Origin of the sequence: Neisseria sp. DTU_2020_1000833_1_SI_GRL_NUU_006 (assembly GCA_032388755.1) — a bacterium.
Lineage (GTDB): Bacteria > Pseudomonadota > Gammaproteobacteria > Burkholderiales > Neisseriaceae > Neisseria > Neisseria sicca_C.
Genome location: CP135593.1, coordinates 1,058,355 through 1,080,540, shown reverse-complemented (window position 1 = coordinate 1,080,540; position 22,186 = coordinate 1,058,355). Strand labels below are relative to the sequence as shown.

Below are 22,186 nucleotides of genomic sequence, written 5' to 3'. Positions count from 1 at the left end.
CCAAGTAAATGAGTTTATGGCGGGTTTAACAAGTAGGACGTTGCCTTGCCAAGTTCAAAGAGAATAATTTTTACGATTTGAAATTATTGATTAGGTTGGCGATGTATTCTCACTACAAACGAGGATAAGGTAACTATTTTTCAAGATACATTTGATGAGAGGGCTGTGATGAGGTCGTCTGAAAACAGCCTTGAAGCTGAGTTTTCAGGCGACCTTTTGCGCCGGCCGGTTTATTTCTTCAAGAATGCCCGTTTCAAAATAATCAGCCAATCTTTTTTATCCAAAATAGGGCGTTGTGTAAACATATCGTATTTGCAGCCGTCCAGTTTCTGCAAAATCAGTTGTCCGCCGACAATAATCATCCGCAATTCAAATCCCAAACGGCCTTTCAGCGTTTTACCCAAGGGCGAACCGCCTTTGAGCATTTGGAACGCGCGGTTGCATTCATACGCCATCAGTCTTTGGAACGCAAAATCTGCTTTACCTTCGGCGATTTGCGCTTCGCTGACGTTAAATTTTTGCAAGTCGTCCTGCGGGATATAAACACGGCCTTTCTGCCAATCGACGGCAACGTCCTGCCAAAAGTTGATGAGTTGCAACGCGGTGCAGATGCCGTCGCTTTGGGCGATGCTGACTTCGTCGGTTTGTCCGTACAGGTGCAGCATAATGCGCCCGACCGGATTGGCGGAACGGCGGCAGTAATCGATCAGGTCGCCAAAATCCTGATAACGGGTTTTGACAACATCTTGACTGAATGCGGACAAAAGATCGTAAAACGGCTGCAGCGGCAGCTTGAAAGGCGCGATAGCTTCACGTTGCAAACGTTGCATTAGCGGGGTCAGCGGCGTTTCGCCGCATTGTATGCGGTCAAGTTCGGATTTAAGTTCGTCCAAAGCGTGCAAGCGTTCATCGGCTTCGGCATTGCCTTCATCGGCGAGGTCGTCCGCAGTGCGTGCAAAAGCGTAAACGGCATGGGTAGGCTTGCGCAGGCGGCGCGGCATGACGAGCGAGCCGACGGGGAAATTTTCGTAATGGTTGACGGACATGATGGATTCGGGATTCAGGTATTGCAGGTGATAGAATGTCGATTCGTTTTTTTGCGGGCAGATGCCCTGTAATGTGAAATTTGAAGTGCTTGACGGCTGATATTCTAGCCCGTAAGCATCGGTTTCAATACTTCCCAAGCTTGCGGCAGTTCTGTGAAGCCGTCGGATGCCATCAGGTGTCCGCCTTTGGCGATGTGGGTAACGGGGCTTTTGAGTTTTTCCGCCATACTCAAGGTCAATTCGGGCGGAACGTGGGTGTCGTTGTCGGAGACAATGCAGTGTTTAGGCATTTGGATTTTGCGCAGGATGTCGAATTCGGGCGCGGCCCCTTTGATGTAGGCATCAAGGACGGGCAGCGGGGGCAGGGGGTCGGCGAATCCCGCCGCCAGTACTAAGCCGCCGATTTTTTCGGGCTGCTGACGGCTGAGGAAGTGCAGAAGGGTGATGCAGCCTAGGCTGTGCCCGACTAAGAAAGTATTTTCGTCGGGTTTGCCGATGTGTTGGTCGAGGGCGAACTGCCAAGAAGAAACGGTCGGCCGTTCGGGATTGGGCATCGCCACCGCGTCGGCTTGGAAGCCTGCGGCGCGGACTTGTGCCGAGAGCCAGTCAAACCAGTTGCCGTGCGGATTGCCTTCAAAACCGTGTACGATAAAGACGCGTCGGTGCATGTCGATTACTCCTTTTCAGACGACCTGTCGGGTGTGTCGATTCATTTATTATAACACTCACTGTTTATTTCAGTTTTATCGTTACCTTTGGTAAGAACTATTTGAACTTTGGATTCAATCTAAGCAAGTATGTCTGTAAAAGCTTGGAGACATCGGTATTTTTATTTTCAGACGACCTTGCGTACGGTAATTTCAGTTTGTTTTTAATTTGATTATGAACTTCTTAAATATTTTTCCGGTTGCCCTAGGTGCGGTTGTCGGCGCGGTATTGCGTTGGATACTTGGTCTGCTGCTTCCCGCTGCGCCGATTTTGGGCTGGGGGACGCTGGCTGCAAACTGGATAGGGGCTTTGCTTATCGGATTTTGTGCCGAATGGGTCGCAGATCCTCAATGGCGTTTGCTGTTGATTACCGGTTTCTTAGGCAGTCTGACCACATTGTCCTCTTTTTCCCTTGAGACGGTGGCTATGATACAGGATGGGCGGTGGATGGCTGCTGCATTATCCGTATTCCTCCATATCGGCGGTTCGTTTATATTGACGGCAGCGGGCATTTGGTTGGCCCATTGTTTGAAATGAGGCAAAACTATTCGAGGTTGTGCTAGCGTTGCTTTACTGCTTACCGACAAAAAGGTCGTCTGAAAATCCAAATTCTGGTTTTCAGACGACCTTTTTGTCGAGGTTATTCAAGTATTCAAAAGCAGCCGTATGATAAATTCGTCCTGAGGGAGGGTTAATTTGAGATTGCGGATATCCCCCTGTACCAGTAGAGGCCTTATGCCCAGTTGTTCTACGGCAGAGGCTTCATCGGTAATACCGTTTAAGTCGGAGGCGGATAGGGCGCGATTCAATAATCCGGCTTGAAAAAGCTGCGGTGTCTGTGCCTGCCATAAGTCTGTACGGGGTACGGTTTCCAGAATTTGTCCGTCGGTATCGGAACGTTTGATGGTGTCGGCTGCGGGAATGGCCAAAATGCCGCCTTCTGCTTTTGTTCCGGCTTCCTGAATCAGACGCGACAAGGCATCTTGGGGCAGGCAGCAGCGGGCGGCATCGTGAACCAAAATATTATCGTGGTTATCCGATAACCTTTTTTCCATCAGTGTTTGCACACCGTTGCGGACGGTTTCTGCCCGGGTATTGCCTCCGACGTTGAAAACCACTGTCTTATCAGAGGTTGTCTGAAGATGATTAATAAAAGGATCATCAGGTGAGACAATAATAGCGACCAAGTCGATAAGCGGATGCTGTGTAAAAATGGCAACCGTATGCTCTAAGACGGTTTTGCCGTGTATCCGGATATATTGTTTGGGTTTGCCTGCACCGAAGCGAGCGCCGACCCCTGCGGCGGGAATCAGGGCGATGTGCCGTCTGTTCATACATTCTCTCCCGCGGCTGCCTGCCTCCATATGCAGACATCTCCCAGCGCGTCGAGATATTTTTCGTGTTCATCAAGCTCTTCAGAATTGGCTTTGATGACTTTTAAGTGCGACGAACGTTTTGTTTCGGCGATGATGACGGGCTTGTCTTCTTTTGTTTCTTCTTCGCCTTCTCCGCCCATTAAGTCGAATTGTTGGCGCGTCATCGCCAAATAAACTTCGCCTAAAAGCTCGCAGTCGATTAAAGCGCCATGCAGTACGCGTTTGCTTCTGTCGATGGAGAGGCGGTTGCACAAGGCATCCAGGCTGGCTTTTTGCCCAGGAAACATTTCACGCGCCATCGCCAGCGTATCCGTAATCTCACAACCAAGCTCTTCGACGGAGGGCAGACCCATGCGGCGGAATTCCATATTTAAGAAGCCTACGTCGAATTTCGCATTGTGGATAATCAATTCCGCGCCACGGATAAATTCGCTGATTTCTTGTCCGACCTTTGCAAACGGCGGAGCGTTTTTTTCTTCTAAAACGTCAATCGTCAGCCCGTGTACGCGTGCGGCTTCTTCAGGCATATCGCGCTCGGGATGGACGTAAAGGTGCAGGAAGCGTCCGGTCATTTGGCGGTTGACCATTTCCAGTCCTGCAAACTCGACCAAGCGGTCGCCGTTTTCGGCGTAAAGGCCGGTGGTTTCGGTATCAAGGATAATCTGGCGTCTCATCAAATGCTCCAATGACTGAATGAAAAAATGTCTCGTATCATACTCAAGGAGGGGGTGAAAGTATAGAGTGGTGTTGCTTTGTATTCTTATTGGGATGTTGTTTAGATGAGGGAAAATATTTTAGACAAGTGGGGTATGAGCCGTCTTATGGTTACCAAAAGTAGAAATTGCTGACAATTTTCAGACGAGCGAAAGCAGTTTGTCTTTCAAAAGGCTGATGGATACTAAATCCTGAGTAAAATACTCAACTTTTAAAAAATTAATTTCTTTTTAAATCATTGTGTTATTTCTGTTTTAAAAAATAGTAACAATTATCATTTGCAAAATTAAAAAATACTCGTATAATGCAACTCATCGAAACGAAACGACAGCGCAACAGAATGAAAGGAGAATGAAATGCCGGAAAGTATTTTCAAGCAAGTCTCCCTTGATATTCTAAGACTGCATCAACAAACCATCCGTTCGCTTTTGGCAACCCAATGCTGCAACGATTGTGAAGTTCACGATGTATTCTACATTACGCTGGACGGACGCTATTATGTTTGGCTGCCTTGTATGAATAAGGCAGAGCAAGTAGAAGCGGGCATTTTGCTGATTGAGGACGAAACCAGTGATATTCGTCTGAGCTGGGTGGCAAATACCCGGGAAGTACAGAAAAAAGACAGCTTATATGAAAAAGTTGTTTCCGCTTTACAACGCCGGTTGCGACAGACGAAAAATAAGTTTATCCAGGCTAAAGATACTTGTCTGCTTGAACTGACCCCGAAGCAGGGGCGTCTGACGACAGGCAGCAGAGATTTATCGCTTTCACCGCATGATTTGATGAAAGCACTTTATCCGGCAACCCATCAATTAAAATCAGGAGGATTTGCCTTGTAACAGTTTTGGTAGTGGTTTGTGTTCCTTTTGCGCCCCTTAAATGTTTAAAGGGGCGATTTTTTTGCTTTTTGATACACAGTAATCGTCTTGTTATGACATATTATTTAAAATCAAGTACAATATTGTCATTTCAAATTAATCGCTCATCATTTGAATAGGGGAATTTTAATGAAATTGAAACTTTCTGCATTATCCGTATTGGCGGCGGCAGTTTTGTGTTCTTCCGGCGCATTGGCGGCTGACAGTGTCTATACATGGAAAAACGGCAAGGGAAACAGCTATTCCGATACGCCGAACCGGCTCCAGCTTGACCGCTCCAATGTGATGAATATCCGTACGCACAGCGTCAAAGCGGTAGCCAAACCCAAATCCGAAGCTGCGGACGAGGGTACGCTGGCAGAGCAACAGGCGAAATTAAATGAGCGGATGTTGGCTAAGAATAAACTGATTGAGGAGCAAAATAAAAAAATTGAGGAAGAAAACCGTAAAAACAAAGAAGACAACTGCCGTGTCGCACGAATGAACCAACAGTCTGCCGAAAGCGCGCGCGTTGCCAATCGTGATGATTTGGTCAAACGGTATCAAGGGGATGTTGCCAAATATTGCAATTAATGGGTTACAAAATTTAAAAGGTCGTCTGAAACAGATGGTTTGGCTGTTTCAGACGACCTTTTATTTAGATTCAGGCTTGTGATTTAAGCCACTTGGGTTTGATGCTCGTTGCCGTTGCGTTCGCGGATTTTGCCCAAACGGTAAACGGTTTCGCCTTGTTCGGTTAAGAACGCCTGCACCGCGTCGGCATCCTCTTCGGCAATCACGACCACCATGCCGATGCCACAGTTGAAGGTGCGGTACATTTCTTGCGTTTCCACATTGCCTGCCTGTTGCAGCCATTGGAACAGCTTGGGCAATTCCCATGCTTTGGCGTCGATTTGGGCGACGGTGTTTTCAGGCAGGATGCGCGGCACATTTTCGGTGATGCCACCGCCGGTGATGTGCGCCATGCCTTTAATGGTGAATTTTTCCAAAGCGGCGAGGATGGGTTTCACATACAGGCGGGTCGGGGCGATGATGGTTTCGCGCAGGGTTTTGCCGTTGTCGAACTCGGCGTCTAAATCGGGATTGTCGCGGGCGATGATTTTGCGGACGAGTGAATAGCCGTTGGAATGGGCGCCGTTGGAAGCCAAGCCCAACACTATGTCGCCTGCTTTGATGCTGCGGCCGTTAATGACGCGCTCTTTTTCGACCACGCCGACGGCGAAGCCTGCCAAATCGTATTCGCCCTCGGGATACATGCCTGGCATTTCGGCGGTTTCGCCTCCGATAAGGGCGCAGCCGGATTCTTCGCAGCCTTGGGCGATGCCTTTAATCACGTCGGTAGCGCGGGCGACATCGAGTTTGCCGCAGGCGAAATAGTCAAGGAAGAACAAAGGCTCAGCACCTTGAACCAAAATATCGTTGACGCTCATGGCGACGAGGTCGATGCCGACGGTGTCGTGTTTGTCCCAGTCGAAGGCGAGTTTGAGCTTAGTGCCCACGCCGTCGGTGCCGCTGACAAGGACGGGATTTTTGTATTTTTTGCTGATTTCGACCAATGCGCCGAAGCCGCCCAAATCACCCAACACTTCGGGACGCATAGTGCGTTTGGCAAAAGGTTTGATGCTTTCAACCAGTTGATCGCCGGCGTCGATGTCCACGCCAGCGTCGCGGTAGCTCAATGAAGTGTTCATGAATGGGTTCCTTATCATGATTGAGACGAAAAAAAGATGCCGAGCATTTTACCTTATTTTGCAGGCAGGGGCTTGGATTTTTCAGTGATTTTGTAAATAATTCCGAGTTTCTAGAAAAAGGCTTTCAATTTATCATAACCCGCAAGTTGAACAGGTCAAGTCCCTTAGAAAATAATTTTAAATAATTTAGGCCAATTGCACAGAAACACACATAGAAAGGTTAAAAGGTTATATGTATCAGAAAAAAACGCGCGGTTCGAAGCCGTGGATCATTATGGGCTTGGTAATTGTAGCTTTTGTCTGGTTACTGTATGCCCTGGGCAATATTCTGACGCCGTTTATTGTAGCGGCAGTATTGGCTTATGTACTCAATCCGCTCGTGGAATGGTTGCAGAAAAAAAAGATTAAACGGGGCCCGGCTTCTATGATAGTGATGGTACTGGCGTTACTACTCTTGCTATTGTTGATGCTAATTATTGTTCCTATGTTGATCAATCAATTTAACAATATGGTCAGCCGCTTTCCTCAAATTGTTGATTTCATACAAAATAAACTATTGCCTTGGTTAAACAATGCAGCAGGCGATTATATGCAAATCGATCAGGACTCAGTGGTTGCCTGGCTGCAATCCCATACTGGTGAAATGAGTAATACGTTAACGGATTGGATGCCTACACTAATGCGTCAGAGCGGTAACGTTATTAGTAGTGTGACCAATCTGATACTGCTGCCGCTTTTGCTTTATTACTTTCTGTTGGACTGGAAACGCTGGGCTTACGCGATTAGTGCGTTGGTTCCTCGCCGCTTTATTGACTTTTATTCGCGCATCACAAGCAATATGGATGAAGTTTTAGGCGAATTCCTTCGCGGGCAGTTGATGGTGATGCTGATTATGGGGCTGGTGTACGGCATCGGTCTGATGCTGGTCGGACTGGATTCGGGTTTCGCCATCGGTATGATTGCCGGTATTTTGGTGTTCATTCCATATTTGGGTGCATTTACCGGTCTTTTGTTGGCTACTGTTGCCGCTTTGCTGCAGTTTGGCACATGGAACGGGCTGATTATGGTGTGGGTAATTTTTGGCATAGGACAGTTGCTGGAAAGCTTCCTCATAACTCCGAAGATTGTTGGCGACCGTATCGGTTTGTCGCCTTTTTGGGTAATTTTTTCCCTAATGGCTTTTGGACAACTCATGGGTTTTGTCGGAATGCTTGTGGGTCTGCCGCTTGCCGCCGTAACCTTAGTCCTGCTGCGCGAAGGCGTGAACGCTTATTTCCACAGCCGTTTTTACAAACACAAATAAAAGGGCAAAAAGGTAGTCTGAAAACAGATATGGGTTTTCAGACGACCTCCCAGTCTTTCTTCGACGGCCATGTTGAACAATTTTGCACTTTGGTTTATATCCGGTTTTCTGTCGATGTTGCTATGGGAAGTGCTTCCCCTAGCCGACGGATACAGCTTTCCGGAAAAAATGAAGGTGTTAATCCTGTTTTCCATCATCATGGCTGTCTTGCAAACCTTTTTCTTTCCGACACTCACTCCCTGAAATCACTTACACAAGGATCATATGTTAGCCATTATCGGCGGCAGCAGCCTGACCAAGCTGCCCGAACTGAGCATCACTGACCGCAAAATCGTCCGTACCCCCTACGGACTGGCCAGCAGCCCTGTCTTAAGCGGCAAACTGGGCAGTCAGGACATCATCTTCCTCGCGCGGCACGGCTTCGGCCATACCGTCGCGCCGCATGAAATCAACTACCGCGCCAACATTTGGGCGTTGCATTCCATAGGTGCGGAATACATCGTCGCCGTTTCCTCCGTCATCAGCATCAACGACCGCTTTGAAAACGGCGCACTCGTCCTGCCCGACGACTTGATCGACTACACCTACGGCCGCAAGGACACCTTTTTTGAAGGACAGGAAGAACCGGTCGTACACACCGATTTTCTCGAACCCTACTCCGCCGGACTGCGCGAAAAAATTGCCGAACACGCGCAACAGCACCAAATGCCCTTATACACCCAAGCCGTTTACGGCTGCCTGCAAGGCCCGCGCTGGCCGACCCGCGCCGAAATCCAACGTTACCGCCGTGACGGCGTGGACGTACTGGGTATGACCGGAATGCCCGAAGCCGTCCTCGCCCGCGAACTGGGCATGAAATACGCCCACTTCTGCGGCATCACCGACATCCGCTGCCTCAGCGGCAAAATGACGGACACGGGCGGCTGTGGCATGGAAACGGAGCTTGCAGTCCTAAAAATCCGCAGCTTGCTTGCGGGTTTGTAATAAACATCTTTTTTAGATTGACTTTAAATCAGTACATGATAATGGATCTAAATGCGGCGTAAAGCCTGTGAAAATGTTCCATCTGTTGTTTTATTGTTGGGAATTTCCCCTACGAAGCTTAGATGGGGCAATGCCGTATTGCTTCAAAGTTAACCCACTATGTTTTTCTCTTGATTCTTTAAACCATATAAAAAGGTCGTCTGAAAATGTTCAGACGACCTTTTGATTGATTACGCTAGTTCAAACTTATTTCGCCAATTCGGCACGCAGTTTGTGGGTAACGTTCATCATCACTTGGAGTTGTTCCAGAGTTTCTTTCCAACCGCGTGTTTTCAGACCGCAGTCCGGGTTCACCCACAGGCGTTCAACCGGTACGACTTCGATGGCTTTGCGCAACAGGTGTTCCACTTCGGCTTCTGTCGGTACGCGCGGGCTGTGGATGTCGTAAACGCCCGGCCCGATGTCGTTCGGGTATTTGAATTCGCCGAACGCGGTCAAGAGTTCCATGTCGGAACGTGAAGTTTCGATGGTGATGACGTCGGCGTCCATAGCTGCGATGGCGGGCAGGATGTCGTTGAACTCGGAGTAGCACATATGGGTGTGGATTTGTGTGCTGTCTGCGCAACCGCTGGAGGACAGGCGGAAGGATTCGCCGGCCCAGTTCAGGTAGACATCCCAATCGGCGCGTTTCAAAGGCAGGCCTTCGCGGATGGCAGGTTCGTCGATTTGGATGACTTTGATGCCTGCTTTTTCCAGATTCAATACTTCGTCGTTCAGAGCCAGTGCGATTTGTTTGCACACGGTAGCGCGCGGAATGTCGTTGCGGACGAAAGACCATTGCAGGATGGTTACAGGACCGGTCAACATGCCTTTCATCGGGCGTTTGGTCAGGCTTTGTGCGTAAGTAGACCAAGCGACAGTCATGGCTTCTGGGCGGCTTACGTCACCGAAGATAATCGGTGGTTTCACGCAGCGTGAACCGTAGCTTTGTACCCAGCCGTATTGGGTGAATGCAAAACCGCTCAGCAGTTCGCCGAAGTATTCGACCATGTCGTTACGCTCGGCTTCGCCGTGTACCAGTACGTCCAAGTCCAGTTTTTCTTGCTCTTCAACCACCAAGGCGATTTCTTTTTTCATCGCGGCTTCGTAATCGGCGGCAGACAGTTCGCCTTTTTTGAAGGCTGCGCGTGCTTGGCGGATTTCGGTGGTTTGCGGGAAAGAACCGATGTTGGTCGTCGGCAGCAGGGGCAGGTTCAACCATGCTTGTTGCGCTTTGATGCGGTCGGCAAACGGTGATTTGCGTTGGTCTGCGTTGGCAGGCAGGTCGGCAAGGCGTTTGGCGACGTCTGCACGGTGGATTTCGCTGCTGTTGGCGCGTGAATCAGCGGCAGCTTGGCTGGCGGCAAGTTCTTCGGCAACGGAATCGCGACCTTCGTTCAATGCGGCTTTCAGAACGCGCAATTCTTGGGTTTTTTGCAGGGTAAATGCCAACCAGGAGTACAGGTCAGGTTTGTTGGCTTTCAGTTTTTCTTCAACTGACAAGTCAAATGGGGTGTGCAACAGCGAGCAAGAGCTGGAAATCCACAAACGCTCGCCCAGTTTGGCTTTCAGAGGCTCGACAGTTTCCAAAACTTTGTTCAGGTTGGCGCGCCAGATGTTGCGGCCGTCGATAACGCCGGCAGACAGGACTTTGTCGTAGTCGGCGAACGCATCCAGTTGTTCAGGAGCGCGTACCAAGTCGATGTGCAGACCGTCAACGGGCAGGGCTTTCAGCAATGCGGCGTGTTCGGCAACGGAACCGAAGTAAGTGCTCAACAGGATTTTGGCGTTTACTTTGCTCAAAGTGGCGTAAACGTCTTTGTAGGCTTCTACCCATTCTTTAGGCAGGTCAACAGCCAAAGCAGGCTCGTCGATTTGAATCCATTCGGCACCGGCTTCAACCAAAGCGTTCAGGATTTCAACGTAAACGGGCAGCAGTTTTTGCAACAGGCTCAGGCGGTTGAATTCGACTGCGCCTTTTTCTTTACCGACCCACAGGAAGGTCAGCGGGCCGACGATGGTCGGTTTGGCTTTCAGACCGAGAGCTTGGGCTTCTTTCAGTTGTTGAACGTAGTGTTTGGCGTTTGCTTTGAATTCGGTATCGGCATGGAATTCAGGCACCAAGTAGTGATAGTTGGTGTCGAACCATTTGGTCATTTCGATGGCGAATTGGTCTTTGTTGCCGCGCGCAAGTTGGAAGAATTGTTCCAAAGACAGGTTTTGGCTGTCGAAGCCGAAACGGGCGGGAATCGCGCCGGTAGCGACTTGCAGGTCGAGGATGTGGTCGTAGAAAGTGAAATCGCCTACGGCAACGAAATCGGCGTTGGCAGCGGCTTGGTGTTTCCAGTTTTTTTCGCGCAGGTCTTTGGCGACGTCGAGCAGCTCTTGTTCGCTGATTTCTTTGCGCCAGTATTTTTCTTGGGCGAATTTCAATTCACGGAAGGCGCCGACACGCGGGAAGCCTGAGAAATGTAATGTTGTCATGTTGAACTCTCCAGTTGGATTTTGTAAGGACCGGTTCAATCCGAATCGGTCGGTATTGTAAATCAGAATAGGGCGGATGGGGCGGCGTTTTGTTTTTCAGACGACCCCTGAGGTCGTCTGAAACCGTTTTCGGCTTTAAGGACGCACGCCTAAAATATGGCAGATAGCGTAAGTCAGCTCGCTGCGGTTGAGCGTGTAGAAGTGGAAATCTTTCACGCCTTCGCGGGACAGGACTTTGACCATGTCAATGGCGATACTTGCCGCCACCAGATTGCGCGTGCCTTGGTCGTCGTCCAAGCCTTCATACATTTGCGACAGCCATTTCGGGATTTTGACGTTGGTTACTTGCGCCATTTTGCCGAGTTGCTTGAAGTTGGTAACAGGCAGGATGCCGGGAACGATTTCGACATCGATGCCCAACATCACGCAGCGGTCGCGGAAGCGCAGGTAGCGTTCTACGTCAAAGAAGAATTGGGTGATGACGTGGTTTGCACCCGCATCGATTTTGCGCTTCAGATTGATCAGGTCGGCTTGTGCGGATTTTGCTTCGGGATGCACTTCCGGATATGCCGCTACGGAGATGTCGAAGTCGGCGACGGAGCGCAGGAGTTTGACCAAATCTTCGGCGTAAAACGGTTTTTTCTCATAACCGGGTGGCTCGTCGCCACGCAGGGCGACAATACGGCGGATGCCGCTGTCCCAATAGTCTTTGGCGATTTGGCGCAATTCGTCGGGAGAGGCGTCGATGCCGGTCAGATGTGGCGCGGCTTCCAAGCCGGTTTCCTGTTGGATGCGTTTGACGATGCTGTGCGTACGGTCGCGTTCGCCGGAGTTTGCGCCGTAGGTTACGGAGACGAATTTGGGATGCAGGGTTTGCAGGCGATGGATGGAGTCCCACAGCATGGTTTCCATTTGTTCGTTTTTCGGCGGGAAAAATTCGAACGAAACGTTGATGTCGCCTTTCAAGTCGGAAAGGCTGTTGTTTAACGCATTGATTTCTTTTGCGTAACTCATTGGCTGTGTACCTCGGTTGTCTTTTTTAAACGTTTTCAGGCTTGTATGATAAATTTGCCTTGTGTATGAGTCAAATTCAAAATTTTCAGAAAGTTTATGAATTATTTTAATATGGTTGCCATTATGTTTGCCTCTATTCATATGAGGGCAAGCCGGGGAGAAAATACATATTCTGATGTGTGGGAATACTTTGAAATTAAATGGATTTCAATGGCTTGTATTCTTGTTGGTAACGCAAAAGCAATAAGATGTTTCGCGCTTGAGTTGGCTATCAACCCATTCAAACGTCGTCTGAAAAATTTTCAGACGACGTCTTGGTTTTTAGCTTGCAAATGATGTTGCCTCACTCAGCCTCTTCAATCCATGCCTGTTGCACAGCTTCGAGGATGCGTTCGCCGCAGCGTGCGGGATCGTCGTCGAAGTCGGGCAGCGCCATAATCAGGTCGCGCAGTTGGGTGAAGCGAACGGTTTTCGGGTCGATGCTGTCGCCGTGCAGGTCGTAAAGTTCCTCGGCGATGCGTTGGGTGTCTGTCCATTTCATGATGTCGTTCCTTTTGGAGTGTCCGAATGGTTTGATTCGGGATGGCTTGTTTAGGTTTTAATGCTTTGGGGGAAATTTGTGTCGGCAATGATTAATGCGTCTGAAATCGCATATGGTATTTTCCTATGTAATATTTTCAAGGCGTACGTTAATACATTTTTCTGACTTTCACTAAGGAAAATTTACACTTTGTCATGCAACCAAATCATTTGGAATGGTTCTTAAAGAAATCCATTATAGTATGAATAACAGGAAAATCGATGAACAACGCACTCAATGCCAAATTATCCAAACTTATTTACGCGCTCGCCTCCGATGATCCTAATTATCTTGCTAAAGCGGGCGTGTTCGACCGCCTGCTGCTGCTTATCCGCGAGCTTTATCAGATGCTGGACGAGAGCGAGGGGCTGAAGCGGCTTTCGCTGCGCCTCCGTTATGGCAAGCGTTACGGCATGATTGCTTTGGATGCCGCTGCGCCGGACGAAGATGCGGGCGCTTTGCGTTTGAAACGCTGGATGGTGTATTCGCGTATTGCGGAACGTATTGTCGGCTGCGGCAACGACGTGTCTGTGGCGCTTGACGATATGGCGGTGGAAAACGAAGAAGCAAAACAGCGTTATATGGATGCCGCAAATAAAATCATCAAACGCTTCGGCTTGGCGGGATATGTCCCCGAACCGCCGAAATCCGTTACAACCGCAACAAAAAACGAACCGGCACCGAAGCCCGAACCTAAGAGCATTATTACCCGCCGCGGCAGCCGCCTCAGTATGATCAATGTTAAAGGTGAAGTGGAACGCTACCCTGTTGCCCAAGCCGCTGCGTCAATGAAGATCTCCCGCTTGAGATTTGTCGTTCCACGTTCCAAATAAACGATTTGGCAGCGATTTGACGGAAGGTCGTCTGAAAACGGTCGGTAAGGCAGTTTCAGACGACTTTTTGTTTGCTCAAAATTTGGCAGGGGTCGTCTGAACATTGCTGTATCCGTTTCAGACGACCTCTTTGCATCAATGATCTTCGCGCGCGTGGTTGATGGTGTATTTGGGGATTTCCACCACCAAGTCTTCGTCGGCAACCACTGCCTGACAGCTCAGGCGCGAGTCGGCTTCCAAGCCCCATGCCTGGTCGAGCAGGTCTTCTTCCAGATCGCTCGGCTCTTCCAAACTGTCGAAGCCTTTGCGGATGATGACGTGGCAGGTGGTGCAGGCGCAGGATTTTTCACAGGCGTGATCGACTTCGATGTCGTGGTCGAGCAGTACGTCAAGGACGGTTTTGCCTTCGGGTGCGTCTTCAATGACTGCGCCTTCGGGACATAATACGGCGTGTGGGAGTACGGTGATTTTGGGCATTTTTATTGTCTCTTGTAATGGGTGGATAGGGTTTGTCAGTCGTTTTCAGACGACCTTTTGTAATGAAGGAGTCGTCTGAAACCGTTTATAACATGATACCTTTGCTTTTTAAATTTTCCAGACATTCGTCTAGATACGCATCATCGTGTTCGGGGTAAATCGGTGAATCGGCGGCTTCGATATCGTGTGCGGGATAAGGGGCAACCGCTTTGCCGCGGTACAGCGGGTCTTTCCACAACGGGTCGGGTTTGTAACCGCGTTTTTCCATTTCTTCCATAATCAGCGCGTGATACAGATAGAGCTTGTCAGGCGAATGGGTGAAGACGTAATTCACCGTCGCGTGCGGCCTGCCCCAGCCTGCTCCGCGCAGGGCGGCGCATTCGCGGTGTTGCCCCAAAAGCTGGGCGCGGGGGAGTAGCGGGATGAGGGTTTGGTGCCAGAGTCGCATAGAAGAAATCGGATCGGTTGGGATATTAGATTTTCAGACGACCTTGTGTTTTACAAGGTCGTCTGAAACTGTTTGCCGTCAAATATCGTCCACACTTTGCCCTGTCAGCGCACGTTGGATGTTGCGGTTCATACGTTTGGCGGCGAAGTTGTCGGTGCTGCGGCTGAGTTTGGCGACGGCGGCGCGGATGTCTTCGGCGTTGCCGTCTTTCAGACGACCTTGCAAATCGGCGATGTCTTGTTGGATTTGTGCAAGCTCTTCGGCATCCAGCAAATCGCTATCCAATTCAAGGGCGGCGTTGACGGCACCGGTCAGGCTTTCGGCTTCGACCACGGCTTCGGCACGGGCGCGTGCCGCCATGTCTTCGGCGGCGTTGCTCATGCTGTCTTTGAGCATTTGGGTGATGGTGTCGTCGTCCAAACCGTAGGAAGGTTTGACTTCGATTTGCGCCTGTACGCCGGTGCTTTGTTCTTGTGCGGAAACGGACAGCAAGCCGTCGGCGTCCACTTGGAAGGTAACGCGGATACGCGCTGCGCCTGCGGTCATGGGCGGAATGCCGCGCAGGGTGAATTTGGCAAGGCTGCGGCAGTCGGAAACGAGTTCGCGCTCGCCTTGTACGACGTGTATCGTCATGGCGGTTTGACCGTCTTTGAAGGTGGTGAAATCCTGCGCGCGTGCGGTGGGGATGGTGGAATTGCGCGGGATGATTTTTTCGGCGAGTCCGCCGTAGGTTTCCAAACCGAGCGACAAGGGGGTAACGTCCAGCAGCAGCCATTCGCCGTCGGTTTTGTTGCCGGCAAGGACGTTCGCCTGTATGGCGGCGCCGAGCGCGACGACTTCGTCGGGGTTGAGGTTGTTCAGCGGGGTTTGTCCGAAGAAGGTGGCGACCGCTTGTTGAACGTGCAGCATACGGGTAGAACCGCCGACCATAATTACGCCTTTGATGTCGGCTTTGGTCACGCCAGCGTCTTTCAGGGCTTGTTTAACCGGCTCTATGGTTTTTTGCACCAGATTTTGCGTCAGGTGGTGAAATTCTTGGCGGGTAATGACGGTATGGATTTTGCGGCCGTCTGAAAGCGTGGCTTCGACGACGGCTTCGGTTTGGCCGGTCAGTTGTTCTTTGGCAGCGCGGACAAGGGAAAGCAGAAGCTGGCTGTCGCGCTCGTTGAGTTTGGAAAGGTCGTTTTGTTCAAGCAGGTGGCAGAACAGGCGGTGGTCGAAATCGTCGCCGCCCAATGCGCTGTTGCCGCCGGTGGCTTTGACTTCAAACAGCCCTTTGGTCAGTTGCAATACGGATACGTCGAACGTACCGCCGCCCAAGTCGTAAACGACAAACGTACCTTCCGAGGCGTTGTCCAGCCCGTAGGCAATCGCGGCGGCGGTCGGCTCGTTGAGCAGGCGCAATACGTTCAAGCCCGCCAAACGCGCGGCATCTTTGGTGGCTTGGCGTTGGGCATCGTCGAAATAGGCGGGAACGGTAATGACGGCGCCGACCAAATCGCCGCCCAATGTTTCTTCGGCACGCGATTTGAGGGCTTTGAGGATTTCAGACGACACTTCGATAGGCGTTTTGGCACCTTGGCGGGTGTTCAGCTCGACCACGCGCTCGTTGGGCGTGAACCGGTAGGGCAGGTATTGCGCCTCATGCGCGAGGTCGGTCAGCGTGCGACCAATCAGGCGTTTGGCGGAACTGATGGTGTTCAGCGGGTCGGTTTTTTGGGCGGAAAGGGCGGTTTTGCCGACTTCGACGGCGTCGCCTTCGCCGTAGCGGACGACGGAGGGCAGGGTGGTGCGCCCGTCAATATCGGTCAGACAAACCGGGCTGCCGCTGCGGACGGTAGCAACCAGGCTGTTGGTCGTACCCAAGTCGATGCCGATGGCGAGACGGTGTTGATGCGGAGCGGCGGACATGCCGGGTTCGGAAATCTGCAAAAGAGCCATGATTGTGTGCCTTTTGATGCTGTATTTATTAGGATAGGGCGGTATTTTAACAGATTTCGGGCGGATAGTTGAGTGGTTTGGTAGGGAATTGCGATAATCGGATTCCTTTTATTTATAAAGGTCGTCTGAAATTTCCCTACTGCCCCAAATCCGATAAAATCTGATTTTACTATTATGATAATTTTTAGGACACGCCGTGCAAGGACTTGATTATTGTCGCCAGAAGGCAGAAGAAAGCCGCTCCAGTTTTTTGTCGGGCTTCCGTTTCCTGCCGCAGGAAAAGCGGGATGCGATAACGGTTTTGTATGCTTTTTGCCGCGAATTGGACGATGTGGTTGATGACTGCTCCGATCCGAATGTGGCGCAGGCAACGCTGAATTGGTGGCGCGGCGATTTGGACAAGGTGTTCGGTGGCGAGGTGCCGGAGCATCCGGTCAATCAGGCTTTGCGGCAGATAAAGGAAATCTTCAAGCTGCCGAAATATGAATTGGAAGCCTTAATCGACGGAATGCAGATGGATTTGCTTCAGGCGCGTTACGGTAGTTTTGAAGAGTTGAAACTGTATTGCCACCGCGTTGCAGGCGTAGTCGGCTGCCTGATTGCGCGGATTTTGGGATTTTCAGACGACCGAACGCTGGAATACGCCGATAAAATGGGCCTTGCGCTGCAACTGACGAACATTATCCGCGATGTCGGCGAGGATGCACGCAACGGTCGGATTTACCTGCCGATGGAGGAAATGCAGCGGTTTGACGTGCCTGCAAGCGTGATTATGCAGTGTAAGCCGACGGATAATTTTACCGAACTGATGCGCTTTCAAGTTTCACGCGCCCGTGAGACTTATCGCGAGGCGATGTCGCTGTTGCCTGCTGCCGATAAAAAATCCCAAAAAGTCGGGTTGGTGATGGCGGCGATTTATTACGCGTTGCTGAACGAAATCGACCGCGACGGCGCGCAAAACGTCTTGACTTATAAAATTGCCATTCCTTCGCCGCGTAAAAAGCGTATCGCCCTGAAAACTTGGTTATTCGGATTTAAGCCATGAATACTCCGCATCTTCGCCCGCAAATTGCCGTTGTCGGCGCAGGCTGGGCAGGTTTGTCTGCCGCAGTGTTGCTGGCGCGCCGTGCTGATGTTACTGTGTTTGAAGCCGGTCGGCAGGCTGGGGGTAGGGCGCGTACTTTGGCTGGAAATACCGACGGATTCAGCTTTCTGGATAATGGGCAGCATATTTTGCTCGGTGCTTATCACGGTGTCTTGACGCTGATGGAACACATTGGTACTGACCCTGAAGCTGCTTTTTGCCGTTTGCCCCTGCAATGGCATATGTATGAAGGTTTGCAGTTTCAAAGTACCAATCTTCCTTCGCCGCTGCATATTTTGACCGGCATATTGCGTGCTAAAAACGTTTCGTTTTCACTGAAAACCAAGCTGTTATCTGATATGGCTGCGTTGCAGCATTACGCACGCGGCAAGCGCGCTGATTTGGCCGTTGCCCAATGGCTGCGGCAGCGCAATGTCCCGCGCAGGCTGGTTGCAGAGTTTTGGCAGCCGCTGGTGTGGGGCGCGCTCAATACGCCGTTGGAACATGCAAGTTTGCGGGTGTTGTGCAATGTTTTGTCCGACGGCGTATGGGCGGATAAATCCGGCAGCGACTACCTTTTGCTCAAGCGCGATTTAGGCGCAATCATCGCCGAACCTGCGGTGGCAAAACTCAAGCAATGCGGTGCGGACATCCGTCTTGAAACCCGCGTAGGTCGTCTGAAAAACCTTCCTGACGGACGTGTCGTTGTGAATGATGAGGTTTTTGATGCCGTCATTGTTGCGGTTGCGCCGTATCATGCCGTCCATCTTTTCCCTGAAGATACTCCCGACTATATTCAGACGACCTATCAAAATCTCCGTTATCACTCAATTACTACCGTCTATCTGCGCTATGCCGTTACCGTCCATCTGCCTGCGCCGCTGACCGGATTTGCCGACGGTACGGCGCAATGGCTGGTGTATCGCGGCGCACTTGGTTTGCCGGCAAACGAAGTCGCCGCCGTCATCAGCGTTTCCGACCATGTCGGCGCGTTCAAAAGCCAAGAATGGGCAGAGAAAGTCCATGCCGATGTAAAACGCATCTGCCCTTATTTGGACGAACCCGAGGCCGAACGCGTCATCACCGAAAAACGCGCGACCACAGCCTGCATGCCTGATTCCGATACTCCCAACTTTGCTTGGTTGCACCAGCGGCGCATCTATCCGGCAGGCGACTACCTGCATTCGCGCTATCCGGCTACGTTGGAAGCGGCGGTACAGTCAGGTTTGACGGCGGCGGAAATGTGTTTGGCAGATTTCGGATTAATATAAAGGTCGTCTGAAACTCAAATCCGAGTTTCGACCTATTCCGATTGCCTTTACAAGACACGGCAAACCGTTAAAATATCTTAAATCCCTTAAATTTCACAATCAAGGAAGAATTATGTCGACATTGCAAAATAAAACGATTCTGGTAACCGGAGCATCGCAAGGCTTGGGTGAAGAAGTGGCCAAAGCCTATGCTGAAGCGGGGGCGACCGTTATTCTGGTTGCGCGCCATCAAAAAAAGCTGGAAAAAGTTTATGATGCGATTGTCGAAGCAGGCTGTCCCGAGCCGTTTGCCATTTGTTTCGATTTAATCGGCGCGGAAGAAAAAGAATTCGAGCAGTTTGCTGCAACCATCGGCGAAGCGATTCAGGGGAAACTCGACGGTATCGTCCATTGCGCCAGCTATTTTTACGCGCTCTCGCCTTTGGATTTTCAAACCGTCGCCGAATGGGTCAACCAATACCGTATCAACACCGTTGCACCGATGGGTCTGACCCGCGCGCTGCTTCCGTTGCTGAAGCAGTCGCCCGACGCGTCCGTCATCTTCGTCGGCGAAAGCCACGGCGAAACCCCGAAAGCTTACTGGGGCGGTTTCGGTGCATCCAAAGCCGCATTGAATTATTTGTGTAAAGTTGCCGCCGACGAATGGGAACGCTTTGAAAATCTGCGTGCCAATGTTCTGATCCCCGGTCCGATTAATTCTCCGCAGCGCATCAAATCCCATCCCGGCGAATCGAAGAGCGAACGTAAAAACTACGAAGACGTATTGCCCCAGTTTGTTTGGTGGGCAAGTGAAGAGAGCAGGGGGCGTAGCGGCGAAATCGTTTATCTTTGATTTGCTTCTACCGTAATTTGAAAGGTCGTCTGAAAAGATTTCAGACGACCTTTTTATTGCTTCTTTATTCGCTCATGAAGCCTTTCCTCAACCTGCCTTAAGGTTTTATGCGGACTACGGCCTGCTTGCTGCACAAACCAATAAGGAGCAAAGATTGCAGTTGCAACGTGTGGTAGAGTATGGCAAAAATCGAACATTACAGTCAAAATTACGGAGATCAAATAATGATTTTTAAACAGGATAAAAATTATTGGGCAGTTTTTTATGCTAATGAAGAAGCTCTGATTGTTCAAACATGTTCAGGTTTGGGGTTAACGGCAATAGATCACCTATATCCCCCTCATATCCTGCCATTGGATACCGACAATGAAACTTTAGGCGCGACGGTTTTGCAAGCGTTGGCGAACAGCAGGACTTTCGTTTATGACAGTCCGGAAGACCAAGATTTTTTTGATGCCGAAAAATTTCGGCAACGCTATGAGGATTGGGTTGCCAACCTATGCGGGAACTTGGGCTATAAAACCAGACGCGCCCTATTTAAAAACATGATGAGCGGGGATATTTGGCTGCACAACGGCTGCCTGAAAATCAGCCCGAGCCGCCATGTCAAGCTGGAAGCGTGGGATGCCATTGATGCAGACGATGTAATTTTATCATTGGATAACAGCCCTGAAGAAATAGGATCAGACTTAAGGTTGGCATTGAGCCGCTGCCGATAATATTTGACAAAAGGTCGTCTGAAAGCCGGAAACTTCTTTCAGACGACCTTTTTTACATTCGAAGCCCGTGTGCGTTCGTGCCGTACACACCCTATCTGCAGCTTTCATGCGGGCTATGGTTTATTGTTGGTAATAATTTTAATGAGTTAATTTCACATTATTATTTTATGATGCTTTCCAAGTTTTCGTATCGAATTAAAGCATTATCCAAGGCGGAGTTTGGTACTATCTGTAATGGTTCTTCATGTAAAAGACGGTATACGGGGTTAATTAAGAGTTCTTGGAAGTTATGGGAATTTATTTTCAATAAGTCGATACTATAATGCCAAAATTTATCTCCATAGTCATAGTTTGACCAAATAATCGCATTATTTTCTAACGAAAATGATCCAGCTCTTCATCAAAATATAAAATTTCTTCTGTTGGATATCTAATAAACCATTCGCTACCATGCCTCATACCTGATGAACTAATATGAATTAAAGGTCTATCTATTTGATTAGGAATTGCAACACTTTCATCACTAAATGAAAATTGGAAGTTAATAAACCTATAAGCTAGATCATCAGTTAATTTTCTTCTTTTCTTATCAAAAATGGCGATACTTATATTACACCAAGGGAATAGATACCCGCTATTTGAAATATGATAACTTTATTGATGATTCGAAGCTTTAAATTTTGTACTACTATTAAGAAATTTATCTAATGTATTGATTAGTAGATCCTTTAGTACATCAATTTCTATAAAAAATTTATCCAATTCGTTTAATGCGGTTGTAATGTTTCTGCCTTGTTCTAAATAATTATCCATTGTTAATCTTCCATTGATTTTTCAATTGAGTAACATTGATTCTGGTAAAATTTACTAATTCAAATGCTTTATTATCCCATACTGAATAACTTGGGATAGGAAGGAAAGGAAAGAAATTAAATCGTTTAATATTCAGCTTTTCTAAAAATAATTTTAGATCATTCATATAAATATGATAATTTTTTGATTCAGTATTATTGCATTCTGCTAACACTATCTCTAAAAACTGCAACCAAGTAATTGCATACCAGGGATAATTTTTCTTTTTTTCATAAAAATTAGGGTGAATACTATTGGCTATATAAATTAAACATGTTTTCCCTTCTTGGAAATTCTCCCACTCTCTCTCTAATTGATTGATCTTCCATAAAATGAGAGTTGATTCCCCATTTTAGTTCAACAATATAGTTTTCTTTTTTTCCATCAACACAAAAAGACACTAACAAATCTGGCTCAGTAATCTTTGTTGATTTATCCTTCTATTTATGTTGTTTGCGGCTCCAAAAAACAATTTCATGAGTAACATGAATATTGTTTGGAATGTCTTGCCTAGATAAAAGACGAAAAAAACGGTATATGGCTTTAGAATCAAGATATTTCATGACTCCAAAAATAGTAGATGTAATTTCATCTTCTCGTGGTATGCGTTGATGGTTACCTTCAGATTGAGTAGAAAATTTCTTTTTAGCATCTTTTAACCAGCGACTACTTTTACCATGTATAACAGCATGAAGCATTGCGTATCCTTTTTAATTTAATATTTTATATGCTAATTATTTGAAATTGATTGACAATTTGGTAGTATAGATTGCTAAAAAAATAGTTGTGTGAAATTGTTAAACTATATGTGTACTTCATGGTGCATACTATACTTATACAGGCTCAACTTGTTGTAGACATCACCAATGATATTCTGTTTTCTGTATAAATGGTATTGCAAGGTCGTCTGAA

At 48.9% G+C, this 22,186-nt stretch carries 23 protein-coding genes; 11 read left to right on the top strand and 12 right to left on the bottom strand.

Annotated features, from left to right (window positions below; genetic code table 11):
* Nucleotides 1-230: 230 nt before the first annotated feature.
* Both hpnC and RSJ68_05205 read right to left on the bottom strand, forming a co-directional pair.
* A complete protein-coding gene (gene hpnC / locus RSJ68_05210; GenBank protein ID WNU98118.1) occupies nt 231-1,046 on the bottom strand; it encodes a squalene synthase HpnC in 816 nt (271 codons plus the stop codon).
* 104 nt (nt 1,047-1,150) lie between these two features.
* The gene (locus tag RSJ68_05205) at nt 1,151-1,714 is read right to left on the bottom strand and encodes an alpha/beta hydrolase (protein ID WNU98117.1); all 564 of its coding nucleotides are present in this window, start codon (nt 1,712-1,714) and stop codon (nt 1,151-1,153) included.
* A 214-nt stretch (nt 1,715-1,928) separates the two neighbouring features.
* On the opposite strand from RSJ68_05205, the gene crcB reads away from it, so the two are divergent.
* Nucleotides 1,929-2,291: a fluoride efflux transporter CrcB gene (gene crcB, locus RSJ68_05200; GenBank protein ID WNU98116.1), complete on the top strand. Its 363-nt coding sequence runs from the start codon at nt 1,929-1,931 to the stop codon at nt 2,289-2,291.
* A gap of 107 nt (nt 2,292-2,398) precedes the next feature.
* Here crcB and ispD read toward each other — a convergent pair whose 3' ends face one another.
* On the bottom strand, nt 2,399-3,088 hold the full coding sequence (gene ispD / locus RSJ68_05195) for a 2-C-methyl-D-erythritol 4-phosphate cytidylyltransferase (protein ID WNU98115.1): 690 nt from the start codon (nt 3,086-3,088) through the stop codon (nt 2,399-2,401).
* Complete coding sequence (gene dnaQ, locus RSJ68_05190; GenBank protein ID WNU98114.1) at nt 3,085-3,807, bottom strand: DNA polymerase III subunit epsilon; 723 nt, start codon at nt 3,805-3,807, stop codon at nt 3,085-3,087. Before dnaQ ends, ispD begins: the two co-directional genes overlap by 4 nt.
* 393 nt (nt 3,808-4,200) lie before the next feature.
* On the opposite strand from dnaQ, the gene RSJ68_05185 reads away from it, so the two are divergent.
* Complete coding sequence (locus RSJ68_05185) at nt 4,201-4,683, top strand: pyridoxamine 5'-phosphate oxidase family protein (protein WNU98113.1); 483 nt, start codon at nt 4,201-4,203, stop codon at nt 4,681-4,683.
* A 168-nt stretch (nt 4,684-4,851) separates the two neighbouring features.
* Nucleotides 4,852-5,295 (top strand): DUF4124 domain-containing protein, encoded by a 444-nt coding sequence (locus RSJ68_05180; protein WNU98112.1) that lies wholly within the window; start codon nt 4,852-4,854, stop codon nt 5,293-5,295.
* Between the two features lie 83 nt (nt 5,296-5,378).
* On the opposite strand, the gene purM is transcribed toward RSJ68_05180, so the two are convergent.
* Complete coding sequence (purM, locus tag RSJ68_05175; protein WNU98111.1) at nt 5,379-6,413, bottom strand: phosphoribosylformylglycinamidine cyclo-ligase; 1,035 nt, start codon at nt 6,411-6,413, stop codon at nt 5,379-5,381.
* Between the two features lie 232 nt (nt 6,414-6,645).
* On the opposite strand from purM, the gene RSJ68_05170 reads away from it, so the two are divergent.
* Together RSJ68_05170 and RSJ68_05165 are read left to right on the top strand one after the other, a co-directional pair.
* Nucleotides 6,646-7,716, top strand: coding sequence for an AI-2E family transporter (locus RSJ68_05170; protein WNU98110.1), 1,071 nt, complete (start codon nt 6,646-6,648; stop codon nt 7,714-7,716).
* Nucleotides 7,717-7,980: 264 nt separating this feature from the next.
* A complete protein-coding gene (locus RSJ68_05165) occupies nt 7,981-8,700 on the top strand; it encodes an S-methyl-5'-thioinosine phosphorylase (GenBank protein ID WNU98109.1) in 720 nt (239 codons plus the stop codon).
* Nucleotides 8,701-8,946: 246 nt separating this feature from the next.
* Here the strand turns inward: RSJ68_05165 and metE are convergent, their stop codons facing one another.
* Together metE and metF are read right to left on the bottom strand one after the other, a co-directional pair.
* Nucleotides 8,947-11,223 carry a 5-methyltetrahydropteroyltriglutamate--homocysteine S-methyltransferase gene (metE, locus tag RSJ68_05160; protein ID WNU98108.1) on the bottom strand — a complete coding sequence of 759 codons (2,277 nt, stop codon included), beginning with the start codon at nt 11,221-11,223 and terminating at the stop codon, nt 8,947-8,949.
* A gap of 135 nt (nt 11,224-11,358) precedes the next feature.
* Nucleotides 11,359-12,237 (bottom strand): methylenetetrahydrofolate reductase, encoded by an 879-nt coding sequence (metF, locus tag RSJ68_05155; protein WNU98107.1) that lies wholly within the window; start codon nt 12,235-12,237, stop codon nt 11,359-11,361.
* A gap of 96 nt (nt 12,238-12,333) precedes the next feature.
* Between metF and RSJ68_05150 the strand changes: the two genes are divergently transcribed.
* Nucleotides 12,334-12,573 (top strand): hypothetical protein, encoded by a 240-nt coding sequence (locus tag RSJ68_05150; protein WNU98106.1) that lies wholly within the window; start codon nt 12,334-12,336, stop codon nt 12,571-12,573.
* A gap of 7 nt (nt 12,574-12,580) precedes the next feature.
* Here RSJ68_05150 and iscX read toward each other — a convergent pair whose 3' ends face one another.
* Nucleotides 12,581-12,778 (bottom strand): Fe-S cluster assembly protein IscX, encoded by a 198-nt coding sequence (gene iscX / locus RSJ68_05145; protein WNU98105.1) that lies wholly within the window; start codon nt 12,776-12,778, stop codon nt 12,581-12,583.
* Between the two features lie 260 nt (nt 12,779-13,038).
* Here iscX and RSJ68_05140 point away from each other — a divergent pair, with 260 nt between their 5' ends.
* Complete coding sequence (locus tag RSJ68_05140) at nt 13,039-13,650, top strand: hypothetical protein (GenBank protein ID WNU98104.1); 612 nt, start codon at nt 13,039-13,041, stop codon at nt 13,648-13,650.
* A gap of 135 nt (nt 13,651-13,785) precedes the next feature.
* On the opposite strand, the gene fdx is transcribed toward RSJ68_05140, so the two are convergent.
* The 3 genes from fdx to hscA all read right to left on the bottom strand — a co-directional run bounded on the left by fdx (nt 13,786) and on the right by hscA (nt 16,516).
* On the bottom strand, nt 13,786-14,127 hold the full coding sequence (fdx, locus tag RSJ68_05135; GenBank protein ID WNU98103.1) for an ISC system 2Fe-2S type ferredoxin: 342 nt from the start codon (nt 14,125-14,127) through the stop codon (nt 13,786-13,788).
* Nucleotides 14,128-14,212: 85 nt separating this feature from the next.
* Entirely contained in the window at nt 14,213-14,575 is a 363-nt protein-coding gene (locus RSJ68_05130; protein ID WNU98102.1) for a TIGR02328 family protein, read from the bottom strand.
* Nucleotides 14,576-14,653: 78 nt separating this feature from the next.
* The gene (gene hscA / locus RSJ68_05125) at nt 14,654-16,516 is read right to left on the bottom strand and encodes a Fe-S protein assembly chaperone HscA (GenBank protein WNU98101.1); all 1,863 of its coding nucleotides are present in this window, start codon (nt 16,514-16,516) and stop codon (nt 14,654-14,656) included.
* A gap of 196 nt (nt 16,517-16,712) precedes the next feature.
* Between hscA and hpnD the strand changes: the two genes are divergently transcribed.
* The 4 genes from hpnD (at nt 16,713) to RSJ68_05105 (ending at nt 20,422) form a co-directional block, all read left to right on the top strand.
* Complete coding sequence (hpnD, locus tag RSJ68_05120) at nt 16,713-17,561, top strand: presqualene diphosphate synthase HpnD (GenBank protein ID WNU98100.1); 849 nt, start codon at nt 16,713-16,715, stop codon at nt 17,559-17,561.
* On the top strand, nt 17,558-18,871 hold the full coding sequence (hpnE, locus tag RSJ68_05115) for a hydroxysqualene dehydroxylase HpnE (protein WNU98099.1): 1,314 nt from the start codon (nt 17,558-17,560) through the stop codon (nt 18,869-18,871). Before hpnD ends, hpnE begins: the two co-directional genes overlap by 4 nt.
* Before the next feature lie 112 nt (nt 18,872-18,983).
* Nucleotides 18,984-19,703, top strand: coding sequence for an SDR family oxidoreductase (locus RSJ68_05110; GenBank protein ID WNU98098.1), 720 nt, complete (start codon nt 18,984-18,986; stop codon nt 19,701-19,703).
* A gap of 224 nt (nt 19,704-19,927) precedes the next feature.
* The gene (locus RSJ68_05105; GenBank protein WNU98349.1) at nt 19,928-20,422 is read left to right on the top strand and encodes a contact-dependent growth inhibition system immunity protein; all 495 of its coding nucleotides are present in this window, start codon (nt 19,928-19,930) and stop codon (nt 20,420-20,422) included.
* Nucleotides 20,423-21,714: 1,292 nt separating this feature from the next.
* Here the strand turns inward: RSJ68_05105 and RSJ68_05100 are convergent.
* Nucleotides 21,715-21,972: a hypothetical protein gene (locus RSJ68_05100; protein WNU98097.1), complete on the bottom strand. Its 258-nt coding sequence runs from the start codon at nt 21,970-21,972 to the stop codon at nt 21,715-21,717.
* Nucleotides 21,973-22,186 lie beyond the last annotated feature (214 nt).

What these genes read in the sequence shown, in the direction of transcription:
- RSJ68_05100 (WNU98097.1), bottom strand. Translation starts at nt 21,972, where the DNA reads ATGCTTCATGCTGTTATACATGGTAAAAGTAGTCGCTGGTTAAAAGAT.
- RSJ68_05130 (WNU98102.1), bottom strand. Translation starts at nt 14,575, where the DNA reads ATGCGACTCTGGCACCAAACCCTCATCCCGCTACTCCCCCGCGCCCAG.
- RSJ68_05180 (WNU98112.1), top strand. Translation starts at nt 4,852, where the DNA reads ATGAAATTGAAACTTTCTGCATTATCCGTATTGGCGGCGGCAGTTTTG.
- iscX (WNU98105.1), bottom strand. Translation starts at nt 12,778, where the DNA reads ATGAAATGGACAGACACCCAACGCATCGCCGAGGAACTTTACGACCTG.
- RSJ68_05205 (WNU98117.1), bottom strand. Translation starts at nt 1,714, where the DNA reads ATGCACCGACGCGTCTTTATCGTACACGGTTTTGAAGGCAATCCGCAC.
- fdx (WNU98103.1), bottom strand. Translation starts at nt 14,127, where the DNA reads ATGCCCAAAATCACCGTACTCCCACACGCCGTATTATGTCCCGAAGGC.
- metE (WNU98108.1), bottom strand. Translation starts at nt 11,223, where the DNA reads ATGACAACATTACATTTCTCAGGCTTCCCGCGTGTCGGCGCCTTCCGT.
- RSJ68_05170 (WNU98110.1), top strand. Translation starts at nt 6,646, where the DNA reads ATGTATCAGAAAAAAACGCGCGGTTCGAAGCCGTGGATCATTATGGGC.
- hscA (WNU98101.1), bottom strand. Translation starts at nt 16,516, where the DNA reads ATGGCTCTTTTGCAGATTTCCGAACCCGGCATGTCCGCCGCTCCGCAT.
- RSJ68_05150 (WNU98106.1), top strand. Translation starts at nt 12,334, where the DNA reads ATGAATTATTTTAATATGGTTGCCATTATGTTTGCCTCTATTCATATG.
- crcB (WNU98116.1), top strand. Translation starts at nt 1,929, where the DNA reads ATGAACTTCTTAAATATTTTTCCGGTTGCCCTAGGTGCGGTTGTCGGC.
- RSJ68_05140 (WNU98104.1), top strand. Translation starts at nt 13,039, where the DNA reads ATGAACAACGCACTCAATGCCAAATTATCCAAACTTATTTACGCGCTC.
- hpnC (WNU98118.1), bottom strand. Translation starts at nt 1,046, where the DNA reads ATGTCCGTCAACCATTACGAAAATTTCCCCGTCGGCTCGCTCGTCATG.
- RSJ68_05185 (WNU98113.1), top strand. Translation starts at nt 4,201, where the DNA reads ATGCCGGAAAGTATTTTCAAGCAAGTCTCCCTTGATATTCTAAGACTG.
- RSJ68_05105 (WNU98349.1), top strand. Translation starts at nt 19,928, where the DNA reads ATGATTTTTAAACAGGATAAAAATTATTGGGCAGTTTTTTATGCTAAT.
- hpnE (WNU98099.1), top strand. Translation starts at nt 17,558, where the DNA reads ATGAATACTCCGCATCTTCGCCCGCAAATTGCCGTTGTCGGCGCAGGC.
- ispD (WNU98115.1), bottom strand. Translation starts at nt 3,088, where the DNA reads ATGAACAGACGGCACATCGCCCTGATTCCCGCCGCAGGGGTCGGCGCT.
- purM (WNU98111.1), bottom strand. Translation starts at nt 6,413, where the DNA reads ATGAACACTTCATTGAGCTACCGCGACGCTGGCGTGGACATCGACGCC.
- RSJ68_05165 (WNU98109.1), top strand. Translation starts at nt 7,981, where the DNA reads ATGTTAGCCATTATCGGCGGCAGCAGCCTGACCAAGCTGCCCGAACTG.
- RSJ68_05110 (WNU98098.1), top strand. Translation starts at nt 18,984, where the DNA reads ATGTCGACATTGCAAAATAAAACGATTCTGGTAACCGGAGCATCGCAA.
- metF (WNU98107.1), bottom strand. Translation starts at nt 12,237, where the DNA reads ATGAGTTACGCAAAAGAAATCAATGCGTTAAACAACAGCCTTTCCGAC.